17 protein-coding genes are annotated in these 17,395 nt (G+C 41.3%); all 17 read left to right on the top strand.

What is annotated here, in order from left to right; genetic code table 11:
* The first annotated feature begins 1 nt into the window (after window position 1).
* Entirely contained in the window at window positions 2-1,147 is a 1,146-nt protein-coding gene (gene ftsZ, locus ACRRMM_RS06710) for a cell division protein FtsZ (RefSeq protein WP_007499752.1), read from the top strand.
* Between the two features lie 300 nt (window positions 1,148-1,447).
* Window positions 1,448-5,767, top strand: a complete 4,320-nt coding sequence (locus tag ACRRMM_RS06705; protein ID WP_212356403.1) for a S8 family peptidase — start codon at window positions 1,448-1,450, stop codon at window positions 5,765-5,767.
* A 248-nt stretch (window positions 5,768-6,015) separates the two neighbouring features.
* Complete coding sequence (gene spoIIGA / locus ACRRMM_RS06700) at window positions 6,016-6,945, top strand: sigma-E processing peptidase SpoIIGA (RefSeq protein WP_039166784.1); 930 nt, start codon at window positions 6,016-6,018, stop codon at window positions 6,943-6,945.
* Between the two features lie 59 nt (window positions 6,946-7,004).
* Complete coding sequence (gene sigE, locus ACRRMM_RS06695) at window positions 7,005-7,724, top strand: RNA polymerase sporulation sigma factor SigE (protein ID WP_007499746.1); 720 nt, start codon at window positions 7,005-7,007, stop codon at window positions 7,722-7,724.
* A gap of 142 nt (window positions 7,725-7,866) precedes the next feature.
* Entirely contained in the window at window positions 7,867-8,646 is a 780-nt protein-coding gene (gene sigG, locus ACRRMM_RS06690; RefSeq protein ID WP_003211879.1) for an RNA polymerase sporulation sigma factor SigG, read from the top strand.
* 150 nt (window positions 8,647-8,796) lie between these two features.
* The gene (locus tag ACRRMM_RS06685; RefSeq protein WP_052320394.1) at window positions 8,797-9,735 is read left to right on the top strand and encodes a sugar-binding transcriptional regulator; all 939 of its coding nucleotides are present in this window, start codon (window positions 8,797-8,799) and stop codon (window positions 9,733-9,735) included.
* A gap of 243 nt (window positions 9,736-9,978) precedes the next feature.
* Window positions 9,979-11,223, top strand: a complete 1,245-nt coding sequence (locus tag ACRRMM_RS06680; protein WP_025207299.1) for an NAD(P)H-dependent oxidoreductase — start codon at window positions 9,979-9,981, stop codon at window positions 11,221-11,223.
* Window positions 11,224-11,235: 12 nt separating this feature from the next.
* On the top strand, window positions 11,236-11,667 hold the full coding sequence (locus ACRRMM_RS06675; RefSeq protein WP_008354650.1) for a transcriptional regulator GutM: 432 nt from the start codon (window positions 11,236-11,238) through the stop codon (window positions 11,665-11,667).
* A 17-nt stretch (window positions 11,668-11,684) separates the two neighbouring features.
* Window positions 11,685-12,215 carry a PTS glucitol/sorbitol transporter subunit IIC gene (srlA, locus tag ACRRMM_RS06670; protein ID WP_003210918.1) on the top strand — a complete coding sequence of 177 codons (531 nt, stop codon included), beginning with the start codon at window positions 11,685-11,687 and terminating at the stop codon, window positions 12,213-12,215.
* A gap of 13 nt (window positions 12,216-12,228) precedes the next feature.
* Window positions 12,229-13,239 carry a PTS glucitol/sorbitol transporter subunit IIB gene (gene srlE, locus ACRRMM_RS06665; protein WP_024720315.1) on the top strand — a complete coding sequence of 337 codons (1,011 nt, stop codon included), beginning with the start codon at window positions 12,229-12,231 and terminating at the stop codon, window positions 13,237-13,239.
* A 26-nt stretch (window positions 13,240-13,265) separates the two neighbouring features.
* A complete protein-coding gene (locus ACRRMM_RS06660; RefSeq protein WP_007499733.1) occupies window positions 13,266-13,622 on the top strand; it encodes a PTS glucitol/sorbitol transporter subunit IIA in 357 nt (118 codons plus the stop codon).
* A gap of 126 nt (window positions 13,623-13,748) precedes the next feature.
* The gene (locus ACRRMM_RS06655; RefSeq protein ID WP_019743283.1) at window positions 13,749-14,525 is read left to right on the top strand and encodes an ABC transporter ATP-binding protein; all 777 of its coding nucleotides are present in this window, start codon (window positions 13,749-13,751) and stop codon (window positions 14,523-14,525) included.
* Window positions 14,526-14,604: 79 nt separating this feature from the next.
* Complete coding sequence (locus ACRRMM_RS06650; protein WP_008344958.1) at window positions 14,605-14,841, top strand: YlmC/YmxH family sporulation protein; 237 nt, start codon at window positions 14,605-14,607, stop codon at window positions 14,839-14,841.
* Between the two features lie 212 nt (window positions 14,842-15,053).
* Entirely contained in the window at window positions 15,054-15,917 is an 864-nt protein-coding gene (gene pgeF / locus ACRRMM_RS06645) for a peptidoglycan editing factor PgeF (protein WP_136944394.1), read from the top strand.
* 6 nt (window positions 15,918-15,923) lie between these two features.
* Entirely contained in the window at window positions 15,924-16,613 is a 690-nt protein-coding gene (locus tag ACRRMM_RS06640) for a YggS family pyridoxal phosphate-dependent enzyme (protein WP_026050091.1), read from the top strand.
* A gap of 1 nt (window position 16,614) precedes the next feature.
* A complete protein-coding gene (gene sepF, locus ACRRMM_RS06635) occupies window positions 16,615-17,073 on the top strand; it encodes a cell division protein SepF (RefSeq protein ID WP_017359354.1) in 459 nt (152 codons plus the stop codon).
* Window positions 17,074-17,082: 9 nt separating this feature from the next.
* Complete coding sequence (locus ACRRMM_RS06630; protein WP_374998360.1) at window positions 17,083-17,361, top strand: YggT family protein; 279 nt, start codon at window positions 17,083-17,085, stop codon at window positions 17,359-17,361.
* The last annotated feature ends 34 nt before the right edge of the window (window positions 17,362-17,395 follow it).

Below are 17,395 nucleotides of genomic sequence, written 5' to 3'. Positions count from 1 at the left end.
CATGTTGGAGTTTGAAACAAATATAGACGGCCTAGCATCAATTAAAGTAATCGGTGTAGGTGGCGGCGGAAATAACGCTGTCAACCGAATGATTGAAAATGACGTACAGGGTGTCGATTTTATTGCAGTGAATACAGATGCACAGGCGTTAAACTTATCAAAAGCAGAAACAAAAATGCAAATCGGTGCTAAGCTGACAAGAGGGCTTGGAGCAGGTGCGAATCCTGAAGTCGGTAAAAAAGCTGCTGAAGAAAGCAAAGAACAAATTGAAGAAGTCCTAAAAGGCGCTGACATGGTCTTTGTGACAGCCGGTATGGGCGGTGGAACTGGTACGGGTGCTGCACCTGTCATTGCGAAAATCGCAAAAGATTCTGGAGCCTTGACAGTTGGAGTTGTGACTCGTCCTTTCACATTTGAAGGAAGAAAGCGTCAGCTTCAAGCAGTTGAAGGGATTGCTTCTATGAAAGAAGCAGTTGATACGTTAATCGTGATTCCAAACGATCGCCTGCTTGAAATTGTCGATAAAAACACGCCAATGCTTGAAGCATTCCGTGCAGCAGATAACGTGTTAAGACAAGGTGTTCAAGGGATCTCAGATCTCATTGCAACACCAGGTTTAATTAACCTTGACTTTGCTGACGTGAAAACGATCATGTCTAACAAAGGTTCAGCTCTTATGGGAATTGGTGTCGCAACAGGCGAAAACCGTGCTGCTGAAGCAGCGAAAAAAGCCATTTCTTCACCACTTCTTGAAACAGCGATTGATGGAGCACAAGGTGTTATCATGAATATTACTGGTGGTACGAACCTTAGTCTTTATGAGGTACAAGAAGCAGCGGATATTGTTGCATCAGCCTCTGATGAAGATGTCAACATGATCTTTGGATCTGTCATTAATGATAACTTGAAGGATGAAATTGTGGTCACAGTCATCGCAACCGGTTTTATTGAGCAAGAGCCCGAAGTGACAAAACCTCAAAGAAATCCATTAGGACAAGGATTAAAGCAAAATCAATCCATTCCACAAAAGCGTGAAGTAAAACGTGAGGAACATCAGCAAACATCATCACAACCAAGACAAAATACACAGTCAAGTGATGATACATTGGATATCCCAACGTTCTTACGTAACCGCAATAAACGATAAGCAAGCACGATTCAACCCCTTCCTTTGGAAGGGGTTTTTTTATGTCTGCATGGTGAGAAGATCCTGAGCCTGATTGATATAAAAGTCTTGTTTCTGTGTGTTATTTGGAACTATTGTATGTGTTTTGGCTTGAGTCTCTTAAGTCAAAAGAATCATTTTTAATTTCCTTTACAAAAAACGACAAAATGTTGAAGTTTATTTGACTACATTAATGAGAACACCAAGAAACTTGTCATGATCAAAAAGAAGGGGGAGGGGCAGGATACACACTGTTTGACCATTTGAGGAGGAGGGATTTTATTGAAAGTGAAGTTTCGCAAAACCGCCGTCTATCGTTTCATAAGTCTTTTGGTGATTGGTACTTTAACGATGACAAGCTTTGGGATGGTTCAAGCAAAATCGACTTCTACCTCATATCAGGAGGAAGCCGTTTCCTCTAAGACAACAAAAGCCAAGATTTCTTCGAGATTAAAGAAGCAGTTTCAAAAGGAAGATAAGGTGACCTTCTTAGTCAAAATGAAGGAACAAACGAATGTACAAAAAGTAGCAAAAGAAGCTGTATCAAAAGCAAAAAAACAAAAATTAACCGCGGCTAAAACGCAGTACACAAAAAGATCAGCCGTTGTATCTGAGCTGAGAGCAACATCTGATGAAACGCAGCAAGCGCTCCTAGCGTATTTACAAAAGGAAAAAAAGAATAAGCAAGTGAAAGATATTCATTCCTACTATATTGTGAATGGTCTAGCTGTGACGGCAACAAAAGAAGTGATGGAAAAGGTTGCTTCTTTTCCAGAAGTAGCTCAAGTGCTGCCGAATGAAACACGTCAACTTCATCGTCCTGTTGATTTGAAGCATGCTAAGCCAAACAAACAAATCAAAGCAGTAGATGGAGTTGAATGGAATATTGCTCAGGTGCATGCACCAGAAGCGTGGGATTTAGGCTATGACGGGACTGGAACCGTTGTGGCAAGTATTGATACAGGTGTCGAATGGGATCATCCTGCGCTAAAAGAAAAATACCGCGGGTTTGACCCTGCTCGTCCGAACGAACCATCTCATGAACTGAATTGGTATGATGCCACGACAGGCTCTGAAGTCCCTTATGATGACTTGGAGCACGGGACCCATGTGACAGGCACAATGGTTGGTTCTGAGCCAGATGGAAAAAATCAAATTGGGGTCGCACCGGGAGCAGAATGGATTGCAGTGAAAGCTTTTTCAGAAGATGGCGGTACAGATGCTGATCTGTTAGATGCCGGTGAGTGGATTTTAGCCCCGAAAGATCAAAACGGAAATCCTCACCCAGAAAAGGCACCCGATGTTGTGAATAATTCGTGGGGCGGTGGGCCGGGTCTTGATGATTGGTATAAAGATGTAGTGAATGCTTGGAGAGCAGCAGACATCTTTCCAGAATTTTCAGCCGGTAATACCGATTTATTCAATCCAGGCGGTGCGGGTTCGATTGCAAATCCTGCTAACTATCAAGAAGCCTTTGCTACAGGCGCAACAGACCAGGACAACAAGTTAGGGTCTTTCTCCCTTCAGGGTCCTTCTCCATATGGCGTAATGAAACCAGATATTGCGGCTCCGGGAGTAAACATTCGTTCTTCGATCCCGGGAAAAGGATATGAGGATGGGTGGAATGGTACATCGATGGCAGGTCCGCATGTCTCAGCAGTTGTTCTTCTTCTTCGCCAAGTGCAATCAGACCTTTCTGTTGATGAAATACAGCAAATTCTCATTGAGACAGCGAAACCACTGACAGATCAGCAATTTCCTGAATCCCCTAACAATGGCTATGGGGCAGGGTTGGTTGATGCAAGAGAGGCGATTACGGCTTTAACCAATGGAATCGGTACGATTGAAGGTCAGGTGACAAAAGAGGGAGAAGATACAGAACCACCTGTTTTTTCACATAAAGGTCCGAATGAAATTTTTGCTGCAACGCCAACCCCATTAACCATCACTGCAGAAGATGGGATAGCAGTGACAAATGTTTCTTTGACTTACCGAGTAGATCAAGGTGAGTGGGAGACGTTGCAAGCCAACCGCACGGATGGAAATCATTTAAAAGGAACCTATACGGTGCAGCTCCCTGAACTTGAGGGGGAAAACGTGACATACCGATGGATTGTGAAAGATTTTGGAGGAAATGAAGCGGCATCAGATTCTTATACACTTCCAATTAAAACATCCATCACCACTGGCTACTCACAAGATTTTGAAGCATGGCCAAGTGGATGGTTCAGTGGTGGAACAAAAGATCCGTGGCAGTGGGGAAGACCGTCCACAGGTCCAAAACAAGCATTTAGCGGGGAACATGTCTATGCCACCAATTTAGACAGTCCTTATGAAAATAAAACGGACGCCAATTTGTCTATGCCGCTCATTGCTGTACCAGATTCAGGTTCTTCCTACCTGCAATATCAATACTGGCATGATCTCGAAGCCAATTATGATTATGTGCATGTCTATGTACAGCCAGAGGGTGAAGACGCCGTTCAAGCGTCTGCTTATACGGGGAAAACAAATGCGTGGACAGCAGGCGAAGTTGATTTATCTGCTTATAAAGGTCAAAAAGTGAGAGTCCTGTTTCAGATAAGAACAGATGGCAGTGTCACAAAAGATGGCTTTTATTTAGATGATGTGAAAATCACAGATCAGGCATTGTCTCAACAAGCCAAGAACCAGCTAGGTGTGATCAAAAAAGAAAAATCCACAAGCCAGAATAAGAAATCAGTTGATCCAAAAAAGGCAAAGCCTGCTAAAGTAAAAAATAAACATGTACAAATTCAAAAGCAAAACAGTCATGATGCTCCGTCTATTCAAGCTCTTCCAATGAGAGCGCAAATCAGTGTTCTAGAAAGCGGAAAATCAACTTCCACCGATGAAGCGACAGGGAAATATCAGCTGTCTCAAGGAGCAGGAGAATGGACAGTTAAAGCAGAAGCTTACGGCTTTGAATCACGGTCCCAAAAAGTCAAAGTGGCATCAAAAGAAACAGCAGAAGCGAATTTCTCCTTACAGCCGCTAGAGAAACGAACGATCTCTGGCACGGTCGTCAATGAAACAACTGGTGAAAAGGTGAAGAATGCAACTGTTTATCTTGTGGAGGACGCAAAAATTGAGCCGGTGAAAACAGATGAATCCGGTGAATTTTCTCTAGAGGCATTAAGTGGTGTCTATACAGTCAAAATTTTTGCAAAGGGGTTTAAAGGCTATACGTTTACAGCGGATGTGACGGAAAAGCCGCTTGAAAAGTCAGTGAAACTTGAGCCTTTTATCGGTTTTCCGGGAGAGATTGGCTACGATGATGGAACGGCTGAAAATGCACGGGCTTTCTACGATCCTGGCAATGGCTGGGCTGTGAAGTTTTCATTAGAAAAAGGAAAGAAACAAGCACAAGTCACAGGTGGTCTTTTCCGGTTTTGGACATCAGAATGGCCAGCTCCTGGAGGCGATGAATTTGCTGTTGAAGTATATGATGCTTCTGGGAAGGGTGGCGCACCAGGTGAGAAAATCGCAGGACCTTTAAAAGCAAATGCGCTGCGTAATGGTGAATGGACAAAAGTAGATTTAGAAGATCAAGCCATTACAGTGGATGGCGATTTCTATCTTGTTTATATTCAAACGAAAAAGAATACCGAATCTCCGGGACTTGCCACAGATGAAGATGGCCCTAATGCTGAAAGAAGCTGGCAGCTGACGAGCGGTGCTTTTTCTCCTTCTCCGAAAGAAGAGGGGAATTATATGATTCGTGCGCTTGTAAACTATGAAGCAGATGTACCAGAAATCACTTCTCCAAAGGCAGGAACCATTACAAATCAAGGTGAATTGACGATTGAAGGCACGGCCTCTCCGGGTCTCGATGTGGCCATTTATCAAAATGATGAAGAGGTGGCCAACGTCAAATCAGATGAGTCGGGTACTTTCAAAGAAAATGTATCTGTTCCAAGTGGAGAGCATGTCTTCACGGCGGCGACTGTAACGGATAAAGGCTCAACAAAACATTCCAAGCCAGTCAAGGTGATCATCGATCAAACAGCACCGACATTGACCATTGATACACCGAAAAAAGGCGACAAGTCTAATAGAGAATCACTCACGGTGGAAGGGAAAGTAGCGGATGATTATCTAGATCAAGTCACAGTCAATGGAAAAAAAGCGACCGTAAAGGATGGGGCATATTCTGCAAGGGTGCTGCTTGAGAACGGGAAAAATACAATCAAAGTGACAGCAAAAGATGCAGCTGGAAACAAAACGACTAAAAAGGTCGACATCGATGTTCAATATGATGCACCTGTCATTTCTGAATTAACGCCAAAAGATAATATGAATCTATCATCAGGTGAATCGGTTAAGATTTCATTTAAAAGCAGGGAAAAGCTAGATGCCACCTTTGTTCTTCATATGCCGCTGACAAATGCTAGATCAAAACTTCAAAACACAACCGAACTGCCGATTCGTGAAGTAGCACCGGGAACGTATGAAGGCTACTGGACGGCGACATCTATTGCAAAAGCAAAAGGTGCAGTGATTGAAGTCATTGTCAAAGATGATTATGGAAATGTCACAAGACAGAAGGCAGAAGGAACACTCACCATCAATGAGAAAGAATGACAGCGAAAAAGACACGACTCTTCGGAGCGTGTCTTTTTTGTGCAATTGATAGAGGAGACACTTGTCCAACAAATCATCCTGATGTTCTTTCTGTTTCATACGTCGACAAAAACGATAACAATCCACCAAAAGTTCTCTATCATCCCCTACAAGAATTGACAGACTTCCATCCTATGACTGTTTTATACTGGTACAAACAAGTGCAAGTACTGCTTTTGATTCTTTGTTTCAGATGAAAGGAGCAGAAGGTGGTCATTTATTTAGATGTGATTTGGCTGTTAAACTTTTGTTTTGATCTATTGCTGCTCTTACTCACGGCATTTATTCTCAAACGACAAGTGAAAAAAAGGCGATATATGTTAGGAGCTCTCATTGGATCGAGCATTGTTCTCTTGCTCTTTACGCCATTTGCAATGATTGTGTCGCACCCTTTAGGCAAACTGCTTTTTTCTGTCTTGATCGTGCTTGGAACCTTTGGCTTTCAAAGATTTCGTTCCTTTTTTCAAAACCTGTTTGCTTTTTACTTTGTCACATTTTTGATGGGAGGGGGCATGATCGGGGTTCATTCGTTTTTGCAGACAAATACAGTCATTCAAGATGGACTGCTTATTTCACAAAATGATGGATTTGGTGATCCCATTAGCTGGCTTTTTGTTCTCACTGGCTTTCCGGCCATTTGGCTGTTTTCAAAGAAACGATTAGGAGAGGTTGGTGCGAAAAAAAGACAATATGACGAACAAGTACTTGTGGAGATACACATTCAAGGAGAAACGATCCGATTAAATGGTCTGGTCGATTCTGGAAATCAGCTGTATGATCCATTGACGAAAACACCTGTCATGATCGTCCAGCTCGATCAGCTCACATCTATTTTCGGAGAGCCATTTATAGAAAAAATGAAACAGTTTCATCCTGTTGAAGTGATGCAAAAGCTCGATGACCATTTTCCGGTGCTTGATCGTTTAAGACTCGTTCCGTATCGCGCAGTCGGTCATGATCACGGGTTTCTACTATGCTTTAAACCAGATACGGTCGTCCTTTATACAAAAACGCATATAATCCAGCCAGCGAAGTGTTTTGTTGGGATGAGTCTAAGTGGATTATCAGCAGATCAGGAATTTCAATCCATCATTCATCCAGAGATGTTAGACGGAAAAATGATACAAGGGGTGTCGTAGTTTTTTTGTGATGTCTTTTATCTTACGAAGTCAACTGGACATTTAGAAGGGAGAAGAAGATGAAAAAATTAAAATTTAAACTCACTTACTACTGGTATAAACTCCTCATGAAGCTAGGGCTAAAGAGTGATGAGATTTATTATATTGGTGGAAGTGAGGCACTGCCTCCGCCATTATCAAAGGATGAAGAACAAGAATTGCTCGTTAAATTACCAAAAGGTGATCAAACAGCACGAGCCATTTTGATCGAAAGAAACTTGCGATTGGTCGTTTATATCGCAAGAAAATTTGAAAACACAGGCATTAACATTGAGGATTTGATTAGTATCGGAACGATAGGCCTCATCAAGGCAGTAAATACGTTTAATCCAGAAAAAAAGATCAAACTTGCCACATATGCGTCTAGATGTATTGAAAATGAAATTTTGATGTATTTGCGCCGAAATAATAAAATCCGATCAGAAGTATCGTTTGATGAGCCGCTTAACATCGACTGGGACGGTAATGAACTGCTTTTATCAGATGTACTTGGGACAGATGATGATATTATCACCCGAGATATTGAAGCAAATGTCGATAAAAAATTACTGAAAAAGGCGCTAGAACAATTAAACGATCGTGAAAAACAAATTATGGAACTGAGATTCGGTTTAGTTGGCGGTGAAGAAAAAACCCAAAAAGATGTTGCCGACATGCTTGGTATTTCTCAGTCCTATATTTCAAGGCTCGAAAAAAGAATTATTAAACGATTGCAAAAAGAATTTAATAAGATGGTCTAAAAAAAATTTTTGAAAGCTTTATCCCTGTACTGTCAAAGGGATCACCATTTTTTCACATCTTTCTCGTCATAGACCGTGCATATTTTTCCATCCCACGGAGATACTGAACTTTGTACAACAGCTCCTGTAGGGAGGGAAAAAAGTGTCCAGAAATAAAGTGGAAATCTGCGGAGTCGACACCTCCAAACTGCCTGTTCTGAAAAACGACGAGATGAGAAAATTATTCAGACAGCTGCAAGATGAAGGTGACGATACAGCAAGAGAAAAGCTAGTCAATGGCAATTTGCGGTTGGTTTTAAGTGTGATTCAGCGTTTTAACAACAGAGGCGAGTATGTTGATGATCTCTTCCAAGTAGGCTGTATCGGATTAATGAAATCAATTGATAATTTTGATTTAAGCCACAATGTCAGATTTTCAACTTATGCGGTCCCTATGATCATAGGAGAAATCCGTCGATACTTGCGCGATAACAACCCTATCCGGGTGTCTCGTTCACTAAGAGATATTGCCTATAAGGCGCTTCAAGTCCGTGAGAGACTGATTAGTGAGACAAGCAAGGAACCAACGGCAGAAGACATTGCCAAAGTGTTAGAAGTCCCTCATGAGGAAATTGTTTTTGCCCTAGATGCCATTCAAGATCCTGTTTCTTTGTTTGAACCGATTTATAATGACGGAGGAGATCCGATTTATGTGATGGATCAAATTAGTGATGAACGGAACAAAGATACACAATGGGTAGAAGAATTGGCCTTAAAAGAGGGAATGCGCAGATTGAATGATCGAGAAAAAATGATTCTTCGTAAACGCTTTTTCCAAGGCAAAACACAAATGGAAGTGGCAGAAGAAATCGGCATTTCTCAAGCACAAGTATCAAGGCTTGAAAAAGCAGCAATCAAACAAATGAATAAAAATATTTTTTAAAGCCGCCGCTGATATGCGGCTTTTTTCATTCTTTTTAGAGAACCCATCTCTAGTATTGACTCTGTTATTTTTTTCATTTAATCTGTTTTTAACAAATGTTATTTGAAATATCATTTGTGAGGGAATAGAGAAGCGGAAAGAAGGGTTATTATGACATTCCATGATGAAAGAAGGCTGCTCATTAAGGTTGCGCATATGTACTATGAAGAAGGCGCCACTCAATCTAAAATTGCAGAAGCTGTTGGGGTTAGCCGTTCGCTCATATCGAAATATTTGGCAAAAGCACGTGAAGCAGGAATCGTGGAAATCATTATTCATGATGAAGTAAATCAACAATATGGTTCGTTAGAAAGAAAAATAGAGCGAAAATACGGGCTGCGAGAAGTCGTGTGTGTGGAATCTCTCAGTCAAGAAACAACAAAAAGTCGGATAGGAGCTGCGGCTGCGGGCTTTTTATTAAAAGTCATGAAGGATGGACAAGTCATCGGTTTTTCATCAGGGACCACCTTGCATGAAATGGCGAAAGCGCTTACGTCTGTTCAGCATTTTCCGTCTGTGACATTTGTTCCGCTAGTCGGAGGCGTCGGAAATGAAGATGTTGATATTCATGCCAACTATATTATTGGAAGATGCTCAGAAGCACTCAAATCAAAATGTGAGTTTTTACATGTGCCTGTCATGCTTGATACGAAAGAAGCGAAAGATGTACTCATTAGACAGCCGTCGATCAAAAAAGTCATTAAATTAGGAGAATCATCAAATATCGCGGTCGTAGGAATAGGCGGTGTTCCGCAACATTCAACGATGGTGAAATCCTATATGACAAGTGGTGAGGAAGATATCCTGCAAGCGAAAGATGTCGCGGGTGACATTTGTTATAACTTTATTGATCATAAAGGTGAAGTGTATCCGCATCCGTGGAACGACCGGGTGATGGGGATCAGTCCTCAAAAACTGAAAGAGATCCCGCTTGTGATTGGTGTCGCTGGAGGAGAAGAAAAAATTGAAGCGATCAGGGCGGCGTTAGAAGGTGGATTAATTCATGTGTTAATTACAGATGAACAAACCGGAGATGCCCTATTAAAGTAACTACCTAAGCCGATTAGGTAGTTTTTTTGAGTCTTTAGACTCAAAAAGATTGAAAATTTTATCGATTTTATCTTGACACAAAGTTGACACATCATATAAACTAAGTTCATAACAAATGATAAATAAAATAACAAATGTTACAAGAAACAGATTTTTGTTAATTTTTATAACATTTGTTAAAAGTTTCAGATTATTTTTCTAGCAATCTATTGTGAAGCAAGAAAACCTGAAAGGATGATTTAGATGTCAATTTATCAACAATTGTTAGCACGAGAACGCAGCGGAGATCCAATCAAAGTTGGGATTATCGGGGCTGGCCAAATGGGCTTTGGACTCATTTCACAAATTTCTAAAATTCCAGGTATGATTGTCGCAGGTGTTTGTGATATTCATCTTAGTGCAGCTGAGAAAGCAGCGAATTTTTACAAGCAACATGCGAAACCACATCAAATGGTCGTCACAAATGATTACAGAGAAGTGATTCAATCAGATTCTGTGGAAGTCGTTGTGGATGCAACAGGTGTTCCAGAGGTCGGAGCAAACATTTCTTTGGAAGCGCTTAATTCAAAAAAACATCTCGTTCTTTTAAATGTAGAAGTCGATATTACGATCGGTTTGGTCATGCATAAATTATTCACGAATGCAGGACTTGTTTACTCTGGATCAGCTGGAGATGAACCAGCAGCAACGCTAGAACTATATGAATTTGCAAAAACAATGGGGCTTGAAGTATTGGTTGCTGGAAAAGGTAAGAACAACCCATTCTTCCCAGAAGCAAACCCAGATACGTGTAAAGCTGAAGCAGATAGTAAACATATGAGTGCCCACATGCTGGCAGCATTCCAAGACGGAACAAAAACGATGGCAGAAATGAACCTATTAAGTAATGCAACAGGACTTTTGCCTGATAAAGTCGGCATGCATGGAGTAGAAGCGAATTTAGAAAATGTAGCAGATAAATTAAATCAAAAACAGCAAGGCGGCGTACTGGATAACTTCGGAGTCGTTGAATATGTAAACGGACTGGCACCAGGTGTCTTTGTCATCGTCAAGAGTGATCTTGAGCCTGTAGATGAAGAGCTTCGTTACTTAAAAGTTGGAAAAGGTCCTCACTACACACTGTATCGTCCTTTCCACTTAGCAAGTCTTGAAACACCAGTGACGATCGCAAAAGCAGTCTTACAACATGATTCTTCAATCCATCCAATTGGTGTACCAGTATCAGAAACTGTCGCTGTGGCGAAAAGAGATATTAAAGCAGGAGAAACACTTGATGGTATTGGCGGATACTCCGTAAGAGGTGTACTTGAAACACATCAAGACATGAAAGCGAACGGCCACATCCCAATTGGCTTAATCAGCGGAAAAGTGGTAGCGAAAAAAGATATCAAATTGGGGCAATTCTTATCTCATGATGATGTAGAACTTGATGCAAACACAACGGTCTGGAAGCTGCGTTCATTACAAGATCACTTATTTCAATCATAAGGACGTGAGGCTATGGAAAAATTAGCAATCGTACTTTGTATCATTCTAATTGTGCAGTATGGTTTATCGTTTATTCAAATCAAGTACTACCGCAAAAGCATGGATTCACTGATTGACGACTATAAAGGGAAACAAGGCTATCACTTGTTTTCAGGAATGGAGCGGCGCAAATTTGGTCCTGGAGCCATTGCGCTCATCATTGTCGATGAATCATACATCATTCAAAAGTGTCATGTGCTGGGTGGCGTCTCGATTTTGTCTAAATTTAAGGAACTGCCTTCCTATGAAGGAAAACATGTGGGGGCTGTGCTTGATGAGCATCACATGATGAAACAAACATTGAAAAAGCGCAAAAGGGGACCAGCTGTCATGCAAGCACTCTCCATGGCAGCGGAGCAGGCGCTTGTCTCAATTTCTAAAAAAAATATAACAAATGTGAACTAAGAAAGGGGAGATGAAACATGGAATGGATTCAATGGTTTGGAGAGCACTTTATCGGGATGTTTGAAGCCGGCGGAAAGCAGTTCATGGGTCTTGTTACAGGTATCGTTCCAACGCTTGTTGTGTTACTTACTTTCACTTATGCTGTCATGAAGTTTATTGGAGAAGAGCGAGTGAATAGAGCGATTCAGTTTGCAGCGAAATATACCATTTTGCGCTATACGTTAATGCCGATCTTATCCGTTCTTATTTTGACAAACCCAATGGCTTATACGTTTGGCCGCTTCTTACCTGAAAAACAAAAACCAGCATTCTATGATTCAGCTGTTTCATTTGTTCATCCGGTAACATCACTGTTCCCGTATGCCAACGCAGGAGAACTGTTTGTCTACTTAGGAATTGCGAACGGGATTAAAGAAGCTGGATACTCTATGTCAGAGCTGGCTGTTCGTTACTTCTTAGTCGGGATCGTTGTCATTTTACTTCGCGGAATCATTACGGAATGGATCACAAAGTACTTAGCAGGAAAAATGAAAGCGAATTCACAATAGGGGAGGGTTAGACATGACAAACCACAAAGTATTTGTTGCAAAAGGTGCTGGCGGATGGGGAAAAGGATTAGAGCTTGAACCAACCGGTAAAAGAAGAAAGGTCGTTTCCATTACAGGAGGAGGCATTCACCCAGTTGCACGTAAAATTGCAGAAATGACAGGGACAGAAGCATGTGATGGCTTTAAAAATTCTATACCAGAAGATGAAATGATGTGTGTTGTCATTGACTGCGGAGGAACAGCGCGAATTGGGCTTTATCCAATGAAACGCATTCCTACTGTCGATGTGCTGGCATCCTCTCCTTCTGGACCGCTTGCAAAACACATTACAGAGGATATCTTCGTATCAGGTGTCACAGAAAAAGATATTTCCTTTGCGGAAGCATCTGATAGTGAAGGGAATGTAGAAGGTCAAGAAAGCAGCGGCCCAATTGACAAAGAGAATTTCAAAGAAACCTATTCAAAATTGAAAGAGGAAAATATCGAACGTCAAGAAAAAGGGAATTTCCTCATGAGATTCTCAAGAGGAATCGGAAAAGTAACCGGCACATTCTATCAAGCTGGTCGTGATTCTGTTGATATGCTCCTTAAAAACATTATTCCATTCATGGCCTTTGTCAGTATGTTAATTGGAATTATCAATTATACAAAAATCGGTGATCTGATTGCCCATTTCCTTTCACCTTTGGCAGGATCTTTATGGGGGCTCTTACTGCTCGTTGTTGTCTGTACCTTACCGTTCCTATCGCCTGTCTTAGGACCTGGGGCAGTCATCGCACAAGTCATCGGTGTACTGATTGGTAGTCAAATTGCACTAGGAAACATTCCGCCTCAATTTGCTCTTCCAGCACTGTTTGCGATCAACGGTCAAGTAGGGTGTGACTTTATCCCGGTTGGGCTATCACTTGGTGAAGCAAAGCCGGAAACGGTACAATATGGGGTACCAGCTGTTTTGTATAGCCGTCTCATTACAGGCGTTCTATCTGTTGTGATCGCATACGTTGCCAGCTTCGGTATGTATTAAACGTATTAAAGGAGGAATCGAGATACATGGTAACACAATCTGTCGTAAAAGAAATTGGGATCTTAGTCCCGCAGTTTAAAGAAGATAAGCTGATTGTTTTATTTGGACCAGCAGCGCCGCAGGAATTAAGAGATATGTCTGTCATTCATGAGTTTGAACACTTAGAAGAAGAGCCGCTGAAATTAGGCGGAACGATTCAAGTGGGCGACCAAACGTATACCATTACTGCTTTAGGCAATAAAGCAAATGACAACTTTAAGGAACTCGGCCATATTTCGATCTACTTCCAAGAGCCGTTTGATGATGTATTACCGGGAGCTGTCTTTGCATCCCCGCATACGTTTCCTGATATTAAAGAAGGCGTACGAATTGAAATTTCGTAACCATGGAAAAAGCTGTTCCTTATAGGGAGCAGCTTTTTTGCGTTAGGTTTACTGATTGAAACATTTGCGATATGCTGTAGACGTTATTATTTGTATATTCAGAATTTTTATTCAGGAGGAAAAGATGTGTCGCTTGACTTGAAGGATGTTTCTTTAAAACGAAATGGAAAATGGCTGCTTCGTTCTATTGACTGGCAGGTGAAAAACCAGGAACACTGGGTGCTTTATGGTTTAAATGGTGCTGGGAAAACGGCTTTATTAAATATGCTTTGCTCATATTATTTTCCAACGTCAGGTGAGATGACGGTGTTAGGCCATGTGTTTGGCAAGGAAGCGCTTGGTGAAAAACTAAGGAAGAAAATTGGTCTCATCTCTGCTGGTCTTGAAAAGAAGCTGCACAGAGATGACAATGCATTTGAAATTGTTTTGAGCGGGGCATTTGCTTCCATCGGACTTTATGAAACACCGACAGATGAGATAAGAGAGAAGGCGATTGATTTATTAAAAACATTTGGCTCATTTCAATATGCCAATCGCACGTATGAAACCCTGTCGCAAGGGGAGAAACAAAAAGTGCTCATCGCAAGAGCTTTAATGAATGATCCGAAGCTTCTAATCTTAGATGAACCTGTGACGGGTCTTGATTTTTTAGCAAGAGAACAAGTGCTGGAGACGATCTCATTGATTGCATCAAAACCAGATGCGCCCACATTGCTCTATACGACCCACCATGCAGAAGAGATTCTCCCGATTTTTCAGCACACTTTATTATTAAAAGAAGGTACTGTTTTTCATAAAGGGGAGACAAAGCAGATGATGACAAGTGACTTGCTTTCTTCCTTTTTTGAATGTCCAGTCGAAGTCATGTGGCAAAACGGCCGTCCTCACTTAAGTAAATTGTAGATAAGAGAAACTATTGGTCTGCTTCCCTGCTTTTCCATCATACATATTATAGTAGAAAACGAAAGGCGGGGAAGGACAGATGATCAGTATTTCTGAATTCCAAATCAAAGATGTCGTCGATGTGTCCAGCGGAAAAAAATTAGGTACTATTGGAGACATTGATATCAATGTCACGAGCGGTAAAATACAAGCGATTATCATTGGCGGTACAGGTAAAATGATGGGATTTTTCGGAAAAGAAGAGGAAATGATTGTCCCGTGGCGAAATATAGTAAAAATTGGCGAAGATGTGATACTTGTCCGTTTGTCTTCTTAATTTGTGTAAATTCCTCAACTAATAGATCAAATTTTCCTTAAAACAAGCTCTCCATTCTCAGCAATCAATGTCTTTTTCGGGTAAAAAGATTACGTTTTCATATCAATTTGAAAAAAAACCTGTAGAAAGGGCACATTTGAGTGTAATATTTAATGAATCCCACTAACTGTCTTAGCAGGTCTTGTGGTAAAATAGGAGCGATATAAAGAGAGATGAATGAAAGGTGGGAGGCAGCTTTGATAGACAAATATGACCCCTTTCAGCAGAAATCACCTTATGCAATGCTGATCCATGATTGGACGAACATGACATGTTCTGGAAAAGAGATATTGGCCGGTTTTACGACAAAAAATGGCGGCTTTAGTCTTTCTCCATATCAATCAATGAACACTGGACTCCATGTAGGAGATGATGCTTCTAGTGTCCAAATGAATCGTCAAGTCATTGCAGATGCTACTGCTGTGCCGCTCTCAAATTGGGTGTTTGCTGACCAAACACACGAGGATCGCATCATGAAAGTCACAAAGGAACAAAAGGGAAGAGGAAGTCTTCAGTATGATGAGGCGCTCTCTAGAACAGATGGTTTATACACCTCTGAACCAAACATCATGCTCGCTCTTTGTTTCGCTGACTGTGTTCCGCTTTATTTTCTAGCGCCGCAATCTGGGCTGATTGGAACGGCTCATGCCGGCTGGAAAGGAACCGTCAAACAAATTGGCGCCAACATGGTTCATGCATGGGTTCGCCAAGAAGGCGCTGATGCCGATCATATACAAGTCGTCATTGGACCATCCATTGGCAGCTGCTGCTACATAGTAGATGATGTTGTCATAGATCAAGTGAAACAGCTTCCTTTTTCAACAGAGGATGTGTATTCCGAGATGTCACAAGGACAATACAAAATTGACTTAAAAACACTAAACAAAAACGTATTACTTCATGCAGGATTAAAAGAAGAAAACATACATGTCAGTTCGATGTGCACAAGTTGCAATGAGCAGCATTTCTTCTCACATCGGCGTGATCAAGGGAAAACAGGACGTATGATGTCTTTTGTCGGGTTTAAGGAGGCATAACTGCAATTGAATGTACGAGAGAATCTCAGACAAATAAATGAACAAATCAACGAAGCATGTAAAAGAGCAGGTAGACATCCAGACGATGTATCGGTTGTCGCTGTCACAAAATATGTCTCGATTGAACGAGCATTAGAAGCAAAGGATGCCGGAATTTTGCACTTTGGTGAAAATCGTGACCAAGGGTTACTTGAAAAACAGGCAGCTATAACCGATGAAAACATTAGCTGGCACTTCATCGGCAGTTTACAGACGCGAAAAGTGAAATCTGTCATTCAGACCATTGACTACTTACATTCGCTAGACAGAATGTCCCTTGCGAATGAAATTGAAAAAAGAGCGGATCACACGGTTCGCTGTTTTGTACAGGTGAACACATCACTTGAGGAGTCAAAACACGGCTTACAAAGCGAAGACGTGATTCCATTTGTCAAACAGCTCGCTGATTTCAAACATATTGAAATTGCTGGACTCATGACGATGGCTCCATTTACAGATGATCATACTGTGATACGAAACTGTTTTAAAACATTAAAAAGCCTTCAACAAGAGGTAAAACAACTGAACCAAGTAAATGCACCTTGTCAGCATTTATCGATGGGCATGTCAAACGATTTTGAAATCGCAATTGAAGAAGGTGCGACATTTGTTCGGATTGGCTCTTCACTTGTTGGAAATGAAACAGGAGGTGCGTGACATGAGCATAAAAAATAAGTTTAAAAGCTTCTTCACACTCGATGATGAAGAGTATGAGTACGAATATATTGATGAAGAAAGAGAACCAGCACAAGAAGAAAAAAACACAAAAGATAAAGCGGCATTTCAAGAGCGTCCTCAGGCAGGAAAACAAAATGTCGTCAGCTTGCAAAGCGTGCAAAAATCCTCTAAAGTGGTGTTAAGTGAGCCACGTGTTTATGCAGAGGCTCAAGAGATTGCAGATCATATTAAAAATCGGCGTGCAGTCGTCGTCAATTTGCAGCGCATTCAGCACGATCAAGCAAAGCGAATCATCGACTTCTTAAGCGGAACGGTTTATGCAATCGGTGGAGACATTCAGCGTATTGGCTCGAATATATTCCTCTGCACTCCTGATAATGTGGATGTATCTGGCACAATATCAGAGCTATTGACAGAGGAAGAACCTCAGAGGTGGTAAATCATAGTTATTCTAAATTTCATTTTTAATATTTTGGGTACGGTCTTAACGATTTACTCATTCGCGATCATTATTTACATCTTTATGTCATGGGTGCCATCTGCAAGAGAAACATCGATTGGCCGCTTCTTGACAAACATTTGCGAACCGTATTTAGAACCATTCCGTAAAATTATTCCGCCAATTGGCATGATTGACATCTCGCCGATTGTGGCATTGCTTGTGATTCGTTTCGCATCATCGTATGGACTACATGGTCTTTATAATATGATTGTACGATTCATGTAAACAGGCTGCCGGGCTTGGCATCTGCCAGGCTCTT

The organism is Bacillus sp. XT-4 (assembly GCF_050864245.1).
GTDB lineage: Bacteria > Bacillota > Bacilli > Bacillales > Bacillaceae > Bacillus > Bacillus altitudinis.
This window is presented reverse-complemented; position numbering and strand designations above follow the sequence as displayed.

What these genes read in the sequence shown, in the direction of transcription:
- pgeF (WP_136944394.1), top strand. Translation starts at nt 15,054, where the DNA reads ATGAATGAAAGGTGGGAGGCAGCTTTGATAGACAAATATGACCCCTTT.
- srlA (WP_003210918.1), top strand. Translation starts at nt 11,685, where the DNA reads ATGGAATGGATTCAATGGTTTGGAGAGCACTTTATCGGGATGTTTGAA.
- ACRRMM_RS06660 (WP_007499733.1), top strand. Translation starts at nt 13,266, where the DNA reads ATGGTAACACAATCTGTCGTAAAAGAAATTGGGATCTTAGTCCCGCAG.
- srlE (WP_024720315.1), top strand. Translation starts at nt 12,229, where the DNA reads ATGACAAACCACAAAGTATTTGTTGCAAAAGGTGCTGGCGGATGGGGA.
- ACRRMM_RS06650 (WP_008344958.1), top strand. Translation starts at nt 14,605, where the DNA reads ATGATCAGTATTTCTGAATTCCAAATCAAAGATGTCGTCGATGTGTCC.
- ftsZ (WP_007499752.1), top strand. Translation starts at nt 2, where the DNA reads ATGTTGGAGTTTGAAACAAATATAGACGGCCTAGCATCAATTAAAGTA.
- ACRRMM_RS06675 (WP_008354650.1), top strand. Translation starts at nt 11,236, where the DNA reads ATGGAAAAATTAGCAATCGTACTTTGTATCATTCTAATTGTGCAGTAT.
- ACRRMM_RS06680 (WP_025207299.1), top strand. Translation starts at nt 9,979, where the DNA reads ATGTCAATTTATCAACAATTGTTAGCACGAGAACGCAGCGGAGATCCA.
- sigE (WP_007499746.1), top strand. Translation starts at nt 7,005, where the DNA reads ATGAAAAAATTAAAATTTAAACTCACTTACTACTGGTATAAACTCCTC.
- sepF (WP_017359354.1), top strand. Translation starts at nt 16,615, where the DNA reads ATGAGCATAAAAAATAAGTTTAAAAGCTTCTTCACACTCGATGATGAA.
- ACRRMM_RS06685 (WP_052320394.1), top strand. Translation starts at nt 8,797, where the DNA reads ATGACATTCCATGATGAAAGAAGGCTGCTCATTAAGGTTGCGCATATG.